Origin of the sequence: Flagellimonas flava (assembly GCF_050617915.1) — a bacterium.
GTDB lineage: Bacteria > Bacteroidota > Bacteroidia > Flavobacteriales > Flavobacteriaceae > Flagellimonas > Flagellimonas flava_A.
In genome coordinates this window covers 1-16118 of the sequence record NZ_JBODQE010000014.1, presented here as the reverse complement: position 1 = coordinate 16118, position 16118 = coordinate 1, and the positions used below count along the sequence as shown (strand labels likewise).

The following is a 16118-nucleotide window of genomic DNA, read 5'->3' as shown; positions in this document are numbered from 1 at the left end:
GATAACCTAAAATTCGTGCAAATGCACCTTTAGCATCCCTTCTATCTTGAACCACTCCCCGTAGGTGTTGTGGTCTGAAAATCTCATGTGATACCGGGTCTCGTTTTCAGTGTTCCCGCTTTCCATTTTCAACAATTTGACCTCAAACGGACAATTCGTCTGTATCTGCCTTAACCTGAGTTTTGGATTTTTAGAATAGCCTATCTTCACAAACCCAAGATCCCTGTTCCCGATGAAGTAAACAAAATCGTTTGCATTTACCATTGTTTTATTGGTCACAGATTCTTTATAATCCTCGGCCAGTTCGGTGCCAAACTTTCTCTTGTAAAAATTACTTAACCTGATATAGCTAAGTACCTCCACCGGAACGCCTTTTTTGAACCTATAGCCGTTTTTCACCAATTTTTTGATGCCAAAACACTTTTCACGGTAGTTTTTGTTCCTTATAATCTTTCTTTTTTGCTTTTCCTTCACTATATATATTATTATTAAGATATCAAATATTTAACCTGCAACACAAAAGCAATAGGAAACGGTCGCATACAGCAATCCCAAGGGAAAAGGCCGTAAAATTGACCTGATCCATTGGGAACCACCTTTTAACTTGCACGCACAATAACCATGAGGTTTCCGTATAGCAGCCCAAAAGGGCACCAGCTCTTATTGAATGCCCTAAGGCAATCTCAAGGAAAGCGGGTCTGGTCTCAGCTCCGTGTTGCTATCTTTCCTATCCCCTAGCTAACGCTAGACTCTCTACAACTTTTAAAGGATTATCCGAAACGTGATTTCAGACGCATAAAATAACCCCTAACGCTTGTGTGAGTCACGCTAGGGGTTTATGTGGTGTTATGAAACGCACCTTAATATCTTCCCTCGTTCTCACACAACGACAGTACAAACTTATGTAATTATTTTCATATTCATGCAATTTATTTCTTGTTATATGCAATTTATTTCATATCTTAGCCTCAGAATCACAGTTGGGGCTGTGAACTTACCACAGCAGAAAGATTAGGTTTAGTTGGTTTTCATGAGAGTTGGTTTAGCCCCGGATTCGCCCCAATAAGGATCCGGGGTTTTTTGTTCCCAAGACGGTAAGGAGGCTTGGGGACGGCCCTCCAAGGCAACGTGAGAGCTGCGGAGGGTTTTTAAGAGCAAACAATTAAACACCAAATAACATGGAAACAACTATCAAGGAAATCGAATGTACAAGATGTGGGGAGAGTAACCCTGAAGATTTAATGTGGGCAGGTGATCTGTGTGATTGCTGCCACGATGATATGAACCATTAAAACCAAATAACATGAACTACAAAAACTGGATTATTGAGGAAGTGGACTGGCCTGGATATTACGAGGCTACAAATCCCGATGACTGCGACGCAAATGTAATTACTGGGTTTGGCCTTGAATCGGTTCAAACTCAAATAGATGAATTAACCCAATAAAACCAAATAACATGGCAACAAAAGAGTTTAAGTGGACAGTTTTATTCAACGATATAAATATTGGAAAGAACTATTTCACAAAAAAAGAAGCGAAATCAGAGTGGAATAGGCTTGCAAAACTAGGTCTATTTGGCTATACAATCGCAAAAATCTGATTCAGCAATATCCTCTGCTTTAGGGGAGTAAACAAAGGTTATGGAAGATATCAGTATTACATATAACCCCAACATCAAAAATGATTTAGACCATTTCAAGGGGAAAAAGTTTCAATGCAAGATCATAATCACCGATGTAAAGGATGAAAAATATGAATGTGAATTAAACATGCCATCTGATTGGACATTGGAAATGTTCCAAAAAATGATAACTCAAAGTTTTTTGCTGTGTGACAATTTACCAAAATCAGTACACATTGATTACATCGGGTTGAACTTGGAGATAATGAATTGACCCACCAAAACAGGAGAGTAAAGAACAGTAATATGAAGAAGGAGGAATTTGAAAAATGGCTTAAAGGCGCTGTAAGCGATTGAGAATCTATTAAAAATGTCAAACTAAAACCAAACAAGATGGCAACAAAAGAGTTTAAGGGGGCAAAGGGGGAGTGGACAATATTCAATGAATCGGAAATCCTTGAAGGTAACGAGACTTTAGGAATCGAATCAGGTAAAGGTAGTGTTGTTCAATTTACTGAAACCACAAGTGATTTTTCGCCAGAAGAAGAATTAGCCAACGCTAAACTAATTGCATCCGCACCAAAACTATTGGAGGCTTTACAGGAAATACAATCCACGATTCACAACCACACCCACAATATTACAGATGAAAACCAAAACAAATGGGAGGTTATTGAGGTTTCGGACATCAAAGAATTAGTTGAATCAGCAATATCCTCCGCATTGGAGGGGTAAAGGAAAAAGGATATGGAAGTGATAGAGCCAAAAAGCAAAGTTTACAAATCATGGATATATACCACCAAAGAAGGTAACTGGTTGGTGGAGCGTGACCATGCTGAAAACTTCTACACCTACAGCCTACCTGATGCCTATGTGAATTCACCAAGAAGGGTACTTTACTCGGTTGCGGTTGAAAACGTTGGTCATGAATCCAGGAATGAGGATAGGTGGTTTTATGAGGGAACCTTCGACACCTTGAAAGAAGTTGAAGAATACATTTTTAAAGACCAGAGTAAAGAACAGTAATATGAAGAAAGAGCAAAGAAAATTCTCGTACCAATGTTTGGCCTGTACTGGCATTTGCATTATAGGAGCATTAATAGCCCCGCATGTTACAATTTTCTGGGCTGCTGGGGGAGCAATGTTCGCACTGTTTCTACACAATTATCAAGCATCTAGAAAATGAAAAAGACCAACACCATACTGATAATACTTGCCTTGGTTTTCTGGGGATTGTTTTTCTCCTTGACGGCTAGAGCGCAGTTAAATATCAATATGGGTGTTACCGACCTAAAGTCACAAAGGGAGGGCGAACACCTTGTTTGGGGAGTTGGATATACCCAATATCTCGAATCGCGATTTGCGATAGCCGCTAATTACAGATGGACGGCCACAGAGATTCAATCTTTCAGGGCATGGGAATTTTTGGGAAGGTACGCTTACAGGGAAAGGAACTATAGAATGGAACTCTCCGCAGGTATCAACCACAACCGGAAGGATTGGAAGGTAAGGCCAATGGTAGGAATGAGGAACAGTTTCAGGCTTGATGAAATCGTTTGGCTGACCCTTGACTTCGACCATGTATTTGACAAGGGAACCTATCTCACCTTCGGGGTGGCACTTGATACTAATTTGTTCAAAGAGCTTTTCAGACCTTTTGAAAGCTCACCTAGATTTTTTTGATATGAACGAAGATTTGGCATTTAAGATTGTTAACCATGCATTTCAGCATAAAAAGGATTTGGCTGGTGAACTATATGTAAAGCACCTGGAAAGGGTGGCATCAAAATTTAGCGGTGAGATAAAAGTAGTGGCAATACTCCATGACCTTTTGGAAGACTGTCCAGAATGGAACGAGGAAGCGTTACGGGCCTTGTTCTGGAAAAATATTGTCGATTCAGTTGTTGTCTTGACCAAATTAAAAGGTGAGGATTACGACAAGTACATTAAGCGTGTTTCAAAAGATTCTTGGGCAACAAGGGTCAAAATAGAGGACTTGAAGGACAACATGGATATTACTCGCTTAAAGAACATTTCAGATAAAGATGTAGAGCGTTTGAGAAAGTATGTCAAGGCATATGAATATCTAACTGCGAGGAACTAGAAAGAAAAAGCACAACAATTAAAACTTAGTTGATATGCCAGATATATCCATGTGCAAGAACGGTTGTAATGACAAAGAAAAGTGTTACCGATTTATGGCAACCCCTTCATATCATCAACTGTTTTCAGATTTCAAACCAAAAGAGGGTGAGGATAGATGTGAATATTTCTATGAAATGAATTCTTGATTACTTACAAATGACCAGAGAGGAAGTAAGGGATATAGCGCAAACTGTTTTACAGGAGAACTTGGATCTGACAAACAAGTTGCTCAAGCGCGTTCCTACTTCAAATGTACGTGAGGCGTGCGACCTTCTGGAGTGTTCAAGAAAGTGGCTATATGAAAATGTCCACCAACTTAAGGGCAAGAGAAAAAACAAAAGGGGGGATTGGGAATTCCCTACCATAGAACTTGTTAAATACCGGAACCGTCTAAATTGATTATTTTCTCATGGGCAGCGTCCCTTATGTGATAGGGAAACTCGTCCTTATAAACAGAATGTATCGTGTTCTGTGAATGTCCCACCAACGAAACAACTATCCTTTCATCTATCAACAAATTCTGCGCCCTGGTTATAAAGGTATATCTAGGAGCTTTGGAATAAGGTAAACGGCTAAGTTTTAAGTCATTTTTGATGGCTCCGAACCTTCTACTCATATTTGGAATGAAACCCTCATATTTTAAGTCCAACGGAATCAATAGGTCGCTACCTGTATAAATATCCAAAATCTCCTGTGCCTGTGGAAAAATCTTGTTGGACACAAAAACATTGGTTCCGCCTTTGGTGCGGTTGAACTCTATCCTACCATCAACTATGTTTGAACGTCTTAATTTGACCAGATCCCCTAAGTCAATACCTCCAAGGTAAAAGCACAGCATGAAATAGTTGAGATAGTTCTTAACGCCCCCGCCTGTCGAGTTTTTATGTTCAACATAATCGTTGTTGGCGATCTTGACCATATCCTCGTCCGTCATTGCCTTGCTTCTGGTCTTTACGGGCATCGGCCTGACACCGCTAAATGGATTGTTCGGTTTTTCCAGTTTGTTCCAGATAGCTGTCAATGTGTTCATATAACTGATCACCCCGTTGGGACTTCTCTTATTGCCCCTTACGGGGGTATTGAGAAGGATGTCCACATATTCCTTTGCAACGGATTTCGTAATCATATCAAAAGTGTACCCTGGGAAATATTTGTTGAAACTGTTAAGTGCGATCCCATAAGTTCTGGAGCCTTTTTCCTTGATCCCCTCTTCATAAAATATATCGCTGCTGTTCTTGGTAAGTATTTTTTCCGCAAGATGGAAGTTCATTGGGCCATGCTTGGCGTCGTCCAAAACCTTCCTTAGAACTATCTTCTTTTTTTCTAGATAGTTCAAAAGGTTGATATAATCCGGATGGCTCTTGTTTGGCAGTGCATTAACATTGTCCCAGTCTTTTTTTAACGCCCTGTACCCGGTGCTTATCAGTTTTTCTTTTCTATCTTTGGTCAGATAGATTACTATGGGAAAACCTTCTTTATTGAGTACGTTCTTCCGTCCGTCCAGTCTGAATTTGCCCCTCATTGGTTTTGCGGATTTTTTGCGGATAATTGGTTCTAAAAGTAGGTGTTTTTTAGAAACTTTAGTAACCTATGGAGCAATTAAAATTACATTAAATCTTCAGAAACCCTTTAAATACTAGGGTTTACAACACATACAAGAAATGGTCAAAAATCTACCCCTGTTTCCCCAAACACATCACGTTGAAAATGTTGTACTTTTGGAGAAACGGGTATAATTTTTGATAACCTTTGTTTTAAACTTTGAATGAAAAAAGTATTCCCTAGCTTACTCATCGCCTTCTTATTGATCTATTCTGCATCCTGCGAAAAAGATGATATCTGTGTGGATGGCGACACCCCTTTGTTGATCATTGGTTTTTACGATGCCGAGAATACCGAAGAATTCAAGGAAGTACCTTCGATACGAATCAATTCTTTGGACATAGACAGTGTACTGGAAAATGATTCCTTCACGGATCGTTCAGATTCTCCAGATTCCCTTTTGGTACCCCTTCGGATAGCAAACACCTCAACCACTTACGAACTCATTATGGACTCTGCCGCTGATGCGGACACTGGGGAGGAAACAGGAAACAGCGATGCCATCACCATAAATTATGGCGTGCAGGAAACCTATGTCTCCAAAGCCTGTGGGTTTGTTGCCAATTTTGACAACCTGACTGTGACCTTGCCCGATAGTGATACCAATTGGATACAGAATATCACCATAGAACAAGAAACCGTAGCAAATTCCAATAGCATCCATGTCAAAATATTTCATTAACCTGCTTTTCTTAGGTCTCCCTTTTTGGGGAATCTCACAGGATGAACCTGTAGATCTTCAACCCAAAGACACGGTGGAGTACAAGCAACAATACGGTTTAAGGGTGGGTGCAGACCTAAATAGGCTTGTGTTTTCCTTTTTGGATGAAGATTACACCGGTTTTGAGGTTGCCGGCGACTTCAGACTTACCCAAAAATTGTATCTGGCCGGGGAACTGGGAAATGAGGAAAAAACTTTGTTTGAGGACTTGGGCAATACCCCTTTGTACAATTACACTTCCAAGGGTAGTTATATTAAACTGGGAGTTGATTTGAATACCTACGAGAATTGGTTTGGTATGCAAAATTCCATCATCATAGGTGGTAGGTACTCCTTTGCCACATTTAGCCAAACCTTGAACGATTACAAAATTTACGATACCGATCGTTTTTTCAGCCCCACTGACCTTCTGAACGGTGCCACACCTGGTCAAGAATTTAGCAGCCTCAGCGCCTCTTGGTTGGAATTTGTTGTTGGGATAAAAGCTGAACTTTTTGCCAATATATATGTAGGAATAAGTGCTCGGTTGGGATTCTTGGTGACCAATACAGAGGATGAACAATTCCCCAATTTATGGATTCCGGGATTCAATCGGGTGACGGATGGAAGCAACTTTGGTGTAAGCTATAATTACACCTTGTCCTATTTGATTCCATTTTACAAAAAGTCCAAGAAACAAAAAGAGCAACCCGCAGAATAAATACGGATACTATGGAGAACAGTCGCATCAACTACGTTGAACTCAAAACCAATGACATTGAAAAAGTAAAGGCTTTTTATCAACAAGCGTTTGGATGGACTTTTACCGATTTTGGTCCTACATATACCGCTTTTTCTAACAGTGGTTTGGAAGGAGGTTTTGAACTTACTGAGGACCAAGTTATCAACGGTGCTTTGGTGGTACTTTATCATGAAGATCTATCTGAAATTCAGGATAAAGTGGTTGAAGCGGGAGCTGAGATTTGCAGACCCATTTTTTCCTTTCCTGGAGGACGTCGGTTCCATTTTAGGGATCCAGCAGGCAATGAATTGGCCATCTGGTCAGATAAATAGCAGAATCCATGATTGTAAGAGTTTTTACTGCGGAAGTTCCTCATAACCTTCATGCGGAGTTTGAATCCAAGTTCAAGGAAATTTCCGTCCCCTTGGTGCAAGGACAACAGGGTTTAATACGTTTGGAAATTGCCAGGCCAACCCAGTGGAATCCCGATACCTTCTCCATGATATCGTATTGGACAAGTGAAGAAGACATCCGTCTTTTTGCTGGAGAGCAATGGAATCAGGCCCATATTCCTGCTGGAATGGAGAAGTATATCCAATCCTGCAGCGTTCAGCATTTTGAACAAATTGGCCTATAAGCAGGGGACGGGCCAATAAAATAGCTTAATCCGTTGGCCTATGTTTCTTACTGCCTTCGTACATTTCATATTTCACCAGTCTGGACTCCAACTTGCCATTAAAGGTCTTGATTCTTCTCGAAGTCTTTAGCCCTACATGTTTGAGCGCTTCCAAATTGGAAGTGATCAACCACGCATTCGTTCCAGGATAATCCTGCTTTAAGGTATCTCCAATTCTGGCATAAAAGGCATCTGGGTCAATTTGAAGTCGTTCCCCATAAGGCGGGTTAAACACCATATGCAATTTGGAATCCGTAGGTTTTTCGGTTCGGAAAAAATCCTTCCGCTCAATGCTGATATAATCTGAAAGATTGGCATTATCCACATTTTCCTGGGCTTTTCTTACCGCAGATGGTGCCTTATCGTATCCAAAAATCCTATGGTGAAACTCCCTGGTTTTGTTCAAACTGGCATTTACAATCTTCTCATGTAAGTCCGCATCATAGTCGTTCCAATGCTGAAAAGAATAGAATTCCCTGTTGATGTTCGCTGGAATATTACAGGCGATCATCCCTGCTTCAATCAAAAATGTTCCACTACCGCACATCGGATCCAAAAAATCGGTCTGACCATCCCATCCACTATGCAATAGCAATCCCGCGGCCAAAACCTCGTTGATAGGGGCAATATTGGTAGCAATTCGGTAACCGCGTTGGTGCAAGGATGGCCCGGAGCTGTCCAAAGAAACCGTACAATTGTTTCGATACAAATGAATATTGATGCGGATATCAGGGTCGTGGGAATCTACATTGGGTCGTTGCCGCGTCACGGCCCTAAACTTATCCACAATCGCATCCTTAGCGCGTTGGGAAACAAACATGGAATTTCTAAAAACATCGGAGCTCATGGTCGTATCAATGGCAAAGGTCTTGTCCTCTCCAAAAAGGCTGGGCCAATCCATTTGGTATACATTACGGTACAGCTCCTTTTCGTCATGTACCCTAAATTTGGAGATAGGTTTCATGACCTTCAAGGCGGTGCGCAGGCAAAGGTTGGCCTTGTACATAAAGCCCGTGTCACCTTCAAAGGACACGTTCCTGACCCCTTCCTCTACCCTACCTGCACCCAAGTTGCGAAGTTCTTCGGCCAACAGCGGTTCAAAACCGTATAAAGTTTTGGCCAACATTCTAAAATTTCCTGCCATCTCCTATGAAAATCTTTCGGCAAAAATAGGCTATTTTTATGCCTTCAATCCAACCTATGGAATTCCCCATTGTTTTGATTTATGTAATACCGATTTTGGCGGTTTGGGCAGGATTTGCCTTTGCGCGGCTCACGCAGACCAAGGATAAAAAGAACGTACGCCTATTATTGGCCTTTAGCGGTGCATTTTTATTGGCCCTGACGTTTTTTGAACTCCTTCCCGAAGTCTACGAGCACCAAAGTCCAAGAACCACAGCCATATTTATATTGGCCGGGATTTTGCTCCAGATATTTCTGGAGTTTTTTTCAAAGGGGGCGGAACATGGCCACATGCATTTAGATCTGGAGAAAACCGACTTTCCCTTGCTTCTTTTTTTGAGTTTGTCCATCCATGCCTTGATCGAAGGCACCCCCATTCATGGCAATGAACCGATTTTGTATGGCATCGTAATCCACAAAATTCCTGTGGCCATTGTATTGGGTTTTTTTCTATTGAACTCCAAAATGAAAAAGGGATGGGCTGTTCTGTTCATGGTTGCTTTTTCACTGATGACACCGCTTGGCAGTTTCTTGGCGCATCATGCAACTTGGCTGGACAGTTACGGACATTGGCTCACCGCCCTGGCCATTGGGGTGTTCCTTCATATCTCAACCATCATACTTTTTGAAAGCTCCCAAGGGCATTCCTTTAATCTTAGGAAATTAGTGGTCATTATCCTAGGTGTGGGCTTGGCCTATTTTTTGTAAATACTCGATTTTCTTAAGGGGCTAAAAAATCCGTCAACCCAAAACGGGTATCCGTCAATTCAAAACGGTGTTCCGTCCATTGGCACTATTTCGGGAAGGGTTCGCCAATTACATTCGCGCCATAACCCTTAAAACCTTTTACAAATGAAAATGAGAAAATTAGCCCTTTATGCCTTGTTGGTAAGTTGGGCATTTGTACAATTTGGCTGTGGTAAAGATGATTCCCCTAGCAACCCGGATGATGGTCCAACAGAAACTTTTTACAACATTACCCAAGCCACTATCAATACTGATGGCTTTACCGCTCCTGGGGAGCTATCTTTTTGGTATTCCATTGATAATGGAGAATCCTATACCATTGAAAAACCAGAAGATTTATCCAAAGGCGATGAGCTTTGGGTTAAAATCAACAATGGCGAAGTAGACATTTACGAAGAAGACTTTTATTTTGATTGGTCCGGTTCTTCTTTGGTACCCGCTGATACTGAGAGTGATCTGGCCAAGTTTGTGGTCAAGGAAACTGATATCACCCTAGAAGCCACAGTTACTGATAAAATCGAGCTTTTGGTTTCCAACCGAAATACAGGGCAGTTTTATGTTTTGGATTTAAGTGATGGAGGATTGACTCCTGCCTTTAATATTACGTTGAACGGCAACAATGTCACCGATATTAGAGGTATGGTCTATAATTACAACAACCACAAAATTTATGCTTCGTTAACCGAAGAATCCGTCCCTTCTGGTGGGCTTTTACAAGTTGAACCCAACGTGCTAACTACCCAAGTTATAAATGGCAATGAAAACAATTCTTGGAAGGGCATTTCTGATTTAGTGGTTACCAATGATAACACAATATTGGCCACAATTGGATTTGGTGGAGGACAAAACCCTGCTCTAATCGAGTTCGAAATAGATGGTAGTATGTCAGAACCCAAATTGTTCTCTGGAGACAACATCCCATGCTGTGGACTGGGTCTTTCCAAAGGCACCAATGATGAGGAATATTTGATAGGTGATGGTTTTTCCGCAATGGTGCATAAATCCAATGATTCTGGTGAAATTTCCGAAACCATTGAATTGGAATTGGTAGGATTTGCCGAAGATGCCGATCCAGCTAATTTCTTTATTAAAAACTTAGTGCAAACCTCAGATTCTTATTATGCACTTTGCTTGGAAAAAATAGATAATGAAACTCAATATACCCATATCGTCAAGGTAGATTTGGAAAACGCACAGTTAGTTTATTTATCTGGAGCTTTTTCAACTCAGTATAATGCCTTGGTACAAATACCAGCCTATGCTTTTTAATTAAGTAATAGATGAGATAGAATTAAGGAGAGGGACCATTCCCTCTCTTTTTTTGTTCATTGTAAAATCCCATAAATCATTATCCAATGACTAATGGCCCCTCCCAATACAAATAGGTGCCATATCAAATGGTTAAAGGGGATACGTTTCATGGTATAAAAGAAAATCCCTAGGGTATAAAAAGCACCGCCCACGGCCATCCAAAACAAGCCTGTAGAAGATAAATTTTGAGAAAGGAAACTGTAATCAAGAATGACCAAATAGCCCATTACGGCATAAAGCAAGAGGGACAGTTTTTCAAATTTTCCGGTAAAAAATAGTTTTACTACAGTCCCAAAAAAAGCAATTCCCCAGACCAAGTAAAGCAACAACCATCCCTTGGACTGTTGCAAGACCAATAAACAAACGGGAGTATAGGTACCTGCAATCAAATAATAAATACTGATATGGTCCAGAATCCGAAGTTTTGCCTTGAGTTTGGGTTCTCGAGCCGCATGATACAAGGCGGACGCCATAAACAATAAAATCAAGGAAAGACTGTAAACAAAAATACTGACAGTTGCGTATTTGGCCGAAAGGTCTCCTCGAATTAAAAAGAAAAACCCAACCACTGCCAATACCGCACCCACACCATGGGAATAGGTATTCCATTTTTCTTCCAGAACCAAAAGTCTTTCCTCTCGATCCAAAGACTATTTGTATTGCTTGCCGTGCTTGATCACCATATCCACGTCTTGTAGCAGGCTAATATATCGAAGTACATCTCCATCCACGGCAATAATGTCTGCATATTTTCCAGGGGTAATGGTGCCAACTTCATCCGCTACACCCGTCCAAAGGGCAGGCCAATAGGTGGCAGCTCGAATGGCGTACATGGGATCAATACCAAACTCGTTCACCCATACATCCAGTTCATTCCAAGTGGATTGACTGTGGAACTTCATAGGGATGCCACTGTCCGTACCCACCAATAAAACCACCCCAGCATCCAAAAGCTGTTGGATCTTGGTTTGCAAGGTCGGTCTCCTTGAAGGAGTCAACTGAAAATATGGTAAGCGATCAGGATGCTTAAAACTATTTTTGATATCGGTGATCACACTGTCTGGTAATCCCAAATGCCAGGAATCATTGTCCAATTTTTCTGGATTGTCCCTGGTATACTCATAATTGTAAAGTCCTTCCACAGTGGGGCACCAAAATAAAGGCCCTTTGTTCATTTGAGCCGTCCGCTCCTTGATCATTTCCATGACATCATCAGGATATTTGGGTGCAGAGGACAGTCCTGTATGCTCAAAACAATCAACACCCACCTGCAAACCTCTCCGTATTTCCTCCGGGCGATGTCCGTGAGCCACAACCTTTAAATTGTGTTTATGAGCTTCATCAACCACTGCCCGAAGTTCTTCCATCGTCATTTGATCGTGATCAATCAGTTTGATCACATCCACCCCGGCGTCTGCCAATTTTTTAATTTTCCGTTTGCCATCCTCTGGGCTATTGACTCCCCATCTAAAGTCCTCAGTTCCTGGATAGGGTTTATGCTGTATAAACGGACCAGATACATACAGGGTCGCCCCTGGAATCTCACCATTGTTTATCCTATCCCGCACCGAAATACTCTCCTTTAGTGGAGCTCCCAAATCCCTTGCACTGGTAACTCCTGCCATCAACAGTTGATGGGCGGAGGAGGGCATGATCACATTCTCAAACAAAGGCGGATAGGTCTTGTCCCAATAGGTGTAATTGGCATGGCCATTGATCATGGTATGCACATGCATGTCCCATAATCCCGGTAGCACGCTCATCCCTTCCGTAGATATAATTTCGGCCCCTTCGGGAACTGGAAGGGTTTCCACGGTGCCAACTTCCTTGATACGTTCCCCTTCAATAATGATGACGCTATTTTTAATCGGGTCGGAACCAAAACCATCAATGAGGGTTCCACCAACAAGGGCTTTTATTGATTTTTGTTGTGCTAAGATGGACATGGGCAGTGAAAGTACCAAAGCCCACAGGAGTGTTGATTTTTTCATAATCTTAAATGTACTAAACATCTGATGAATGTAAAAGGTCGATTCTCTTTATGGGAAACGGCTTAAAAGCTAAATTTTAACCCCAACTGTGCTCTCCATCTGGAATTTTGGAAATCGACCACCCAGGGAGTTTCATTATCTGAGATATTGAACTGAAACTGCGGTACATTGTTCTCGATTCCAACAAAATTCAACAAGCTAAAACTGGAATTGACCACATTGGGCACAAAGACCAATCGCCCCCAATCTCGATTAATAAAATTCAAAACATTCAACATGTCCAAAGAAACTGTCAATCTTTTTTGGATCCCCAAATTTTTACTGAATTCAAACTTAGCGTCCAATTCATGGTTCCATGGGGTTTTGGCGCCGTTCCGTTCCACATAATTGCCCCGTCTTTCACTGAGATAGGAATTACCTTGGATATAGGCATCCAATCGTTGCCATTGCTCAGTGGCCGAAACAGTAACGTTACCGCTGCCGTCCGTGATATCCACCAAAGCTATTTCACTTTGGTTTTGAGGCACATAAATCAGGTCATTTCTAGAAGAACCATCTCTGTTTAAATCACCTTGATAAATAAAGGAATATGGACTACCGGAACGACCATTATATAAGAGGGAAACAAAAAAGCTATCATCATTCCCAAAATCGAAACTGTAGGCCTGGGTAGACACAATTTTATGCCTTAGATCAAAATTGGAGAACGAAAGTCCGGGGTCATTCCCAAAAATTGCTTGATTCCATTCATAATTGGCGGCTGGTGAACTTCGCACAGTACTGGACACATCCTTGCTTTTTCCATAGGTATACCCTAAATACGAACTGTAACCATTAAATCGCTTACTAAGCCCAAGTGAAGCATTGTAACGATATCCTCCATTGGTGTTGGTCAACAAAAATACGTTGGTGAAATTCGGATTAATTTTGATGGCATCACCCGTTTCAAGAAAATAGGGTCTGTTATCTGCGCCATCAAATTGACCCAATTCATTCCGTCTATTTATAGACTGAAAGAAAATACCCTTGACAACTTCAGTATAGGTTCCTTCCAAATGTAGTTTCCATTCGTTGGGCAAATCTACGTCCAAAGCCAAATTGGTTTTCCAATCCCTGGGAAATGTAAAGTCCTGATCAATAAGGTTAATTTCGGCCAAGTTGGGTTGCTGATTGGTTAAATCGGACAAATTTTCCGTGAGCTCCAATTCAGTATCTGGCCGTAGGTCAATATTGAAATACTCCGTACCGGAAATGTACTCGGCATAAGCAAACCACAAATACGGTAACCTTCCAGAAAACAATCCGGTTCCCCCACTCAACCGCAAATTTTCATTTAGATTATAGTTGAAGCCCAATCTTGGATTCAGCTGTGGTTTTCTGGTGATTTTGTTGTCAAATCCTGCAAATTCAGGCGTACCTAATACTTCTTGGGAAATGGGAAGATCTTCTGTCAGATATTGACCATCCAACCTTAATCCCAATGTAACGGAAAAATCATCACTTATCCGAATTTTATCTTGTGCATATAATGCCGCTTCCAGCACTTCTATGGTCGCTGAAGGCCGATTGCTCACAAAACTGAAGTCGTTATCATTAATATTGTAAACACCCCTAACTCTTCGGGGTCTATCGGATAAAAAGTCCTCCACAGATCTATATTCCCATCTTCCGTTCCAAGCGGATAGAAATCCATAATCCACATTGTGCATCTGCGCTAGCCCACCGAAGGTAAATACATGGTTGGGCATTACGTAGGTTAATTTGTTGGCCAATTGCAAGGTGGAGAAATCCGTATTATAGACGGAAGCCTCCCTATACGTTCCTGCAAAAATCCTATTGGTAGAATTGGAAGCTATCTGAATGTGTGGAAATACCCTACCATCGAAATCCCTATTTTCCTTTACCGTGTTATATCCAAGGGTAAGATTATTGGACAAATTGCTCTTAAAATTGGATTTTAATTCCAAAGCAAGGCTATTCGCAGTACTATTATGCCTGTAGCCTTGATTTCCGAAGTTAAAAATACTGGCATTCCATTCCAGGTTATCGGCATAACTATCCACATAATTGTTCCTCAGCGTTAACTTGTGTTTGTTGGAAATATTGAAATCCAAACGGGCAAATAGCTTACTGCTGGAGGTTTCCAAATCTGCGCTGCTAAACGTGCCTGGGTCATAATTGTAGTTGGTGATCAAATGCTCCCTAACCCGAGTTACATCTTCCAAAGGAATGTTCGAGGTTTCACTTCCAGGGGCATTTAAAACTGGAATACTGGATAAAGCCTGTTCAAAATTCACATAGTAAAACAGTTTGTCCTTAACAACTGCTCCGCCGAAGCCAGCACCAAATTGCAGGTCATAAAAACTAGACTTGTTTTGTTCTTGTCCATCAGCATACTTACCAATAAAAGCCTGATTATTACCATAGGCATAGACTTCGCTCTCAAAATTGTTAGTCCCATTTTTGGTGACAATATTGAGATTGGCCCCATTAAAATTTCCAATACTAACGTCAAAAGGAGCGAGTTTGACCGAAAGCTGTTTTATAACCCCTAAACCAATGGGTTGAGATCGGGACAAACTGCCAGGAGTGCCGTTGGCCGAAGAGCCAGAAGCCCCACTAGCCGGTTCTTGGAATCCAATGACATCATTGTTGGCAATACCATCAATATTAAGATTATTGAATCTGTTACTTGCACCGGCAAAGGAGTTTAGATTGTTTTCGGAAAGGTTCCTCGTTAAATCCTGAATACTCCTATTAATGGTTGGGGTTCTTTTGATTTGGGTCTCGTTAACCAGTGCCTCATTTCCACGTTTGGTTTCGCCGTTGGTTGAAATGACTACCACTTCATCCAATTGTAGGCTTTCTTCTTTTAGATTAAAGTTTTGATTGGTGGTGTTTCCCAATTTTATGTGGATGTTTTCGATAACTTCTGTATGATATCCCAAGTATGAGACCACCAATCTATATGTGGAAGAAGGAGATAGATTGGTAATGATGTAATATCCATTTTCCTGGGTTGTAGCTCCAAAAATATAGTTGGTGGAAGTATCTTTTATAACTACTGAGGCAAAGGAAATAGGTTCGCTGTTTTCATCCATCACCTTACCTTGAATGGTACCGGTAGTAACTTGCGCGTTTATCAGGTTTGAAAAGATAAAAACGATGAAAAGCGCAAATGAATATCTCATAATTAATTTACAGTAAACTTAATGTAACTATGACGTTAGCTCCAACTATTTCTTACAGTTAATTGGAAGATTTTAGGAAGAAATTTTTGGTGTTTGCGGGGTATAAAATAAAAAACCCTCCGAAGTCGAATAATGACTAAGGAGGGTCAAGGAAGGCGGCGACCTACTCTCCCACCTGGTGTGGCAGTACCATCGGCGCAAACGGGCT

18 protein-coding genes are annotated in these 16118 nt (G+C 41.2%); 12 read left to right on the top strand and 6 right to left on the bottom strand.

Annotated elements, in window-relative coordinates; all coding sequences use genetic code 11:
* Window positions 1-6: 6 nt before the first annotated feature.
* Window positions 7-474, bottom strand: a complete 468-nt coding sequence (locus tag ACRHOZ_RS19780) for a GIY-YIG nuclease family protein (RefSeq protein WP_431129615.1) — start codon at window positions 472-474, stop codon at window positions 7-9.
* Window positions 475-1303: 829 nt separating this feature from the next.
* On the opposite strand from ACRHOZ_RS19780, the gene ACRHOZ_RS19775 reads away from it, so the two are divergent.
* The 6 genes from ACRHOZ_RS19775 to ACRHOZ_RS19750 all read left to right on the top strand — a co-directional run bounded on the left by ACRHOZ_RS19775 (window position 1304) and on the right by ACRHOZ_RS19750 (window position 3727).
* Window positions 1304-1447, top strand: coding sequence for a hypothetical protein (locus tag ACRHOZ_RS19775; RefSeq protein WP_431129612.1), 144 nt, complete (start codon window positions 1304-1306; stop codon window positions 1445-1447).
* Window positions 1448-1458: 11 nt separating this feature from the next.
* Window positions 1459-1602: a hypothetical protein gene (locus tag ACRHOZ_RS19770; protein WP_431129611.1), complete on the top strand. Its 144-nt coding sequence runs from the start codon at window positions 1459-1461 to the stop codon at window positions 1600-1602.
* A 414-nt stretch (window positions 1603-2016) separates the two neighbouring features.
* Window positions 2017-2358 carry a hypothetical protein gene (locus tag ACRHOZ_RS19765; protein ID WP_431129609.1) on the top strand — a complete coding sequence of 114 codons (342 nt, stop codon included), beginning with the start codon at window positions 2017-2019 and terminating at the stop codon, window positions 2356-2358.
* Window positions 2359-2370: 12 nt separating this feature from the next.
* Window positions 2371-2649 carry a hypothetical protein gene (locus tag ACRHOZ_RS19760; RefSeq protein ID WP_431129606.1) on the top strand — a complete coding sequence of 93 codons (279 nt, stop codon included), beginning with the start codon at window positions 2371-2373 and terminating at the stop codon, window positions 2647-2649.
* 156 nt (window positions 2650-2805) lie between these two features.
* On the top strand, window positions 2806-3306 hold the full coding sequence (locus ACRHOZ_RS19755; protein ID WP_431129604.1) for a hypothetical protein: 501 nt from the start codon (window positions 2806-2808) through the stop codon (window positions 3304-3306).
* A gap of 1 nt (window position 3307) precedes the next feature.
* On the top strand, window positions 3308-3727 hold the full coding sequence (locus ACRHOZ_RS19750) for a phosphohydrolase (RefSeq protein ID WP_431129601.1): 420 nt from the start codon (window positions 3308-3310) through the stop codon (window positions 3725-3727).
* A 414-nt stretch (window positions 3728-4141) separates the two neighbouring features.
* On the opposite strand, the gene ACRHOZ_RS19745 is transcribed toward ACRHOZ_RS19750, so the two are convergent.
* The gene (locus ACRHOZ_RS19745; RefSeq protein ID WP_431129598.1) at window positions 4142-5290 is read right to left on the bottom strand and encodes a hypothetical protein; all 1149 of its coding nucleotides are present in this window, start codon (window positions 5288-5290) and stop codon (window positions 4142-4144) included.
* Window positions 5291-5533: 243 nt separating this feature from the next.
* Between ACRHOZ_RS19745 and ACRHOZ_RS19740 the strand changes: the two genes are divergently transcribed.
* The 4 genes from ACRHOZ_RS19740 to ACRHOZ_RS19725 are packed head-to-tail and all read left to right on the top strand — an operon-like array spanning window position 5534 to window position 7449.
* On the top strand, window positions 5534-6052 hold the full coding sequence (locus tag ACRHOZ_RS19740) for a DUF6452 family protein (protein ID WP_431129595.1): 519 nt from the start codon (window positions 5534-5536) through the stop codon (window positions 6050-6052).
* Entirely contained in the window at window positions 6033-6791 is a 759-nt protein-coding gene (locus ACRHOZ_RS19735; protein ID WP_431129592.1) for a DUF6048 family protein, read from the top strand. The genes ACRHOZ_RS19740 and ACRHOZ_RS19735 overlap by 20 nt, the downstream gene beginning before the upstream one ends.
* Window positions 6792-6802: 11 nt before the next feature.
* Window positions 6803-7144, top strand: a complete 342-nt coding sequence (locus ACRHOZ_RS19730) for a VOC family protein (protein WP_431129589.1) — start codon at window positions 6803-6805, stop codon at window positions 7142-7144.
* A gap of 8 nt (window positions 7145-7152) precedes the next feature.
* Complete coding sequence (locus ACRHOZ_RS19725; protein WP_431129586.1) at window positions 7153-7449, top strand: antibiotic biosynthesis monooxygenase family protein; 297 nt, start codon at window positions 7153-7155, stop codon at window positions 7447-7449.
* 25 nt (window positions 7450-7474) lie between these two features.
* Here the strand turns inward: ACRHOZ_RS19725 and ACRHOZ_RS19720 are convergent, their stop codons facing one another.
* Entirely contained in the window at window positions 7475-8632 is a 1158-nt protein-coding gene (locus tag ACRHOZ_RS19720; RefSeq protein ID WP_431129583.1) for a THUMP domain-containing class I SAM-dependent RNA methyltransferase, read from the bottom strand.
* A 56-nt stretch (window positions 8633-8688) separates the two neighbouring features.
* On the opposite strand from ACRHOZ_RS19720, the gene ACRHOZ_RS19715 reads away from it, so the two are divergent.
* Window positions 8689-9378 carry a ZIP family metal transporter gene (locus ACRHOZ_RS19715; RefSeq protein WP_431129581.1) on the top strand — a complete coding sequence of 230 codons (690 nt, stop codon included), beginning with the start codon at window positions 8689-8691 and terminating at the stop codon, window positions 9376-9378.
* Between the two features lie 144 nt (window positions 9379-9522).
* On the top strand, window positions 9523-10686 hold the full coding sequence (locus tag ACRHOZ_RS19710) for a hypothetical protein (RefSeq protein ID WP_431129578.1): 1164 nt from the start codon (window positions 9523-9525) through the stop codon (window positions 10684-10686).
* Window positions 10687-10742: 56 nt separating this feature from the next.
* Here the strand turns inward: ACRHOZ_RS19710 and trhA are convergent, their stop codons facing one another.
* From trhA to ACRHOZ_RS19695, 3 genes are all read right to left on the bottom strand, one after another.
* Window positions 10743-11375 (bottom strand): PAQR family membrane homeostasis protein TrhA, encoded by a 633-nt coding sequence (gene trhA, locus ACRHOZ_RS19705; RefSeq protein WP_431129575.1) that lies wholly within the window; start codon window positions 11373-11375, stop codon window positions 10743-10745.
* 3 nt (window positions 11376-11378) lie between these two features.
* A complete protein-coding gene (locus ACRHOZ_RS19700) occupies window positions 11379-12719 on the bottom strand; it encodes an amidohydrolase family protein (protein ID WP_431129572.1) in 1341 nt (446 codons plus the stop codon).
* A 62-nt stretch (window positions 12720-12781) separates the two neighbouring features.
* The gene (locus ACRHOZ_RS19695) at window positions 12782-15910 is read right to left on the bottom strand and encodes a TonB-dependent receptor domain-containing protein (RefSeq protein ID WP_431129569.1); all 3129 of its coding nucleotides are present in this window, start codon (window positions 15908-15910) and stop codon (window positions 12782-12784) included.
* Between the last annotated feature and the right edge of the window lie 208 nt (window positions 15911-16118).

Coding starts and splice junctions, on each gene's coding strand:
- ACRHOZ_RS19775 (WP_431129612.1), top strand. CDS start 1,304: ATGAACTACAAAAACTGGATTATTGAGGAAGTGGACTGGCCTGGATAT.
- ACRHOZ_RS19770 (WP_431129611.1), top strand. CDS start 1,459: ATGGCAACAAAAGAGTTTAAGTGGACAGTTTTATTCAACGATATAAAT.
- ACRHOZ_RS19765 (WP_431129609.1), top strand. CDS start 2,017: ATGGCAACAAAAGAGTTTAAGGGGGCAAAGGGGGAGTGGACAATATTC.
- ACRHOZ_RS19760 (WP_431129606.1), top strand. CDS start 2,371: ATGGAAGTGATAGAGCCAAAAAGCAAAGTTTACAAATCATGGATATAT.
- ACRHOZ_RS19755 (WP_431129604.1), top strand. CDS start 2,806: ATGAAAAAGACCAACACCATACTGATAATACTTGCCTTGGTTTTCTGG.
- ACRHOZ_RS19750 (WP_431129601.1), top strand. CDS start 3,308: ATGAACGAAGATTTGGCATTTAAGATTGTTAACCATGCATTTCAGCAT.
- ACRHOZ_RS19745 (WP_431129598.1), bottom strand. CDS start 5,290: ATGAGGGGCAAATTCAGACTGGACGGACGGAAGAACGTACTCAATAAA.
- ACRHOZ_RS19740 (WP_431129595.1), top strand. CDS start 5,534: ATGAAAAAAGTATTCCCTAGCTTACTCATCGCCTTCTTATTGATCTAT.
- ACRHOZ_RS19735 (WP_431129592.1), top strand. CDS start 6,033: ATGTCAAAATATTTCATTAACCTGCTTTTCTTAGGTCTCCCTTTTTGG.
- ACRHOZ_RS19730 (WP_431129589.1), top strand. CDS start 6,803: ATGGAGAACAGTCGCATCAACTACGTTGAACTCAAAACCAATGACATT.
- ACRHOZ_RS19725 (WP_431129586.1), top strand. CDS start 7,153: ATGATTGTAAGAGTTTTTACTGCGGAAGTTCCTCATAACCTTCATGCG.
- ACRHOZ_RS19720 (WP_431129583.1), bottom strand. CDS start 8,632: ATGGCAGGAAATTTTAGAATGTTGGCCAAAACTTTATACGGTTTTGAA.
- ACRHOZ_RS19715 (WP_431129581.1), top strand. CDS start 8,689: ATGGAATTCCCCATTGTTTTGATTTATGTAATACCGATTTTGGCGGTT.
- ACRHOZ_RS19710 (WP_431129578.1), top strand. CDS start 9,523: ATGAAAATGAGAAAATTAGCCCTTTATGCCTTGTTGGTAAGTTGGGCA.
- ACRHOZ_RS19700 (WP_431129572.1), bottom strand. CDS start 12,719: ATGAAAAAATCAACACTCCTGTGGGCTTTGGTACTTTCACTGCCCATG.
- ACRHOZ_RS19695 (WP_431129569.1), bottom strand. CDS start 15,910: ATGAGATATTCATTTGCGCTTTTCATCGTTTTTATCTTTTCAAACCTG.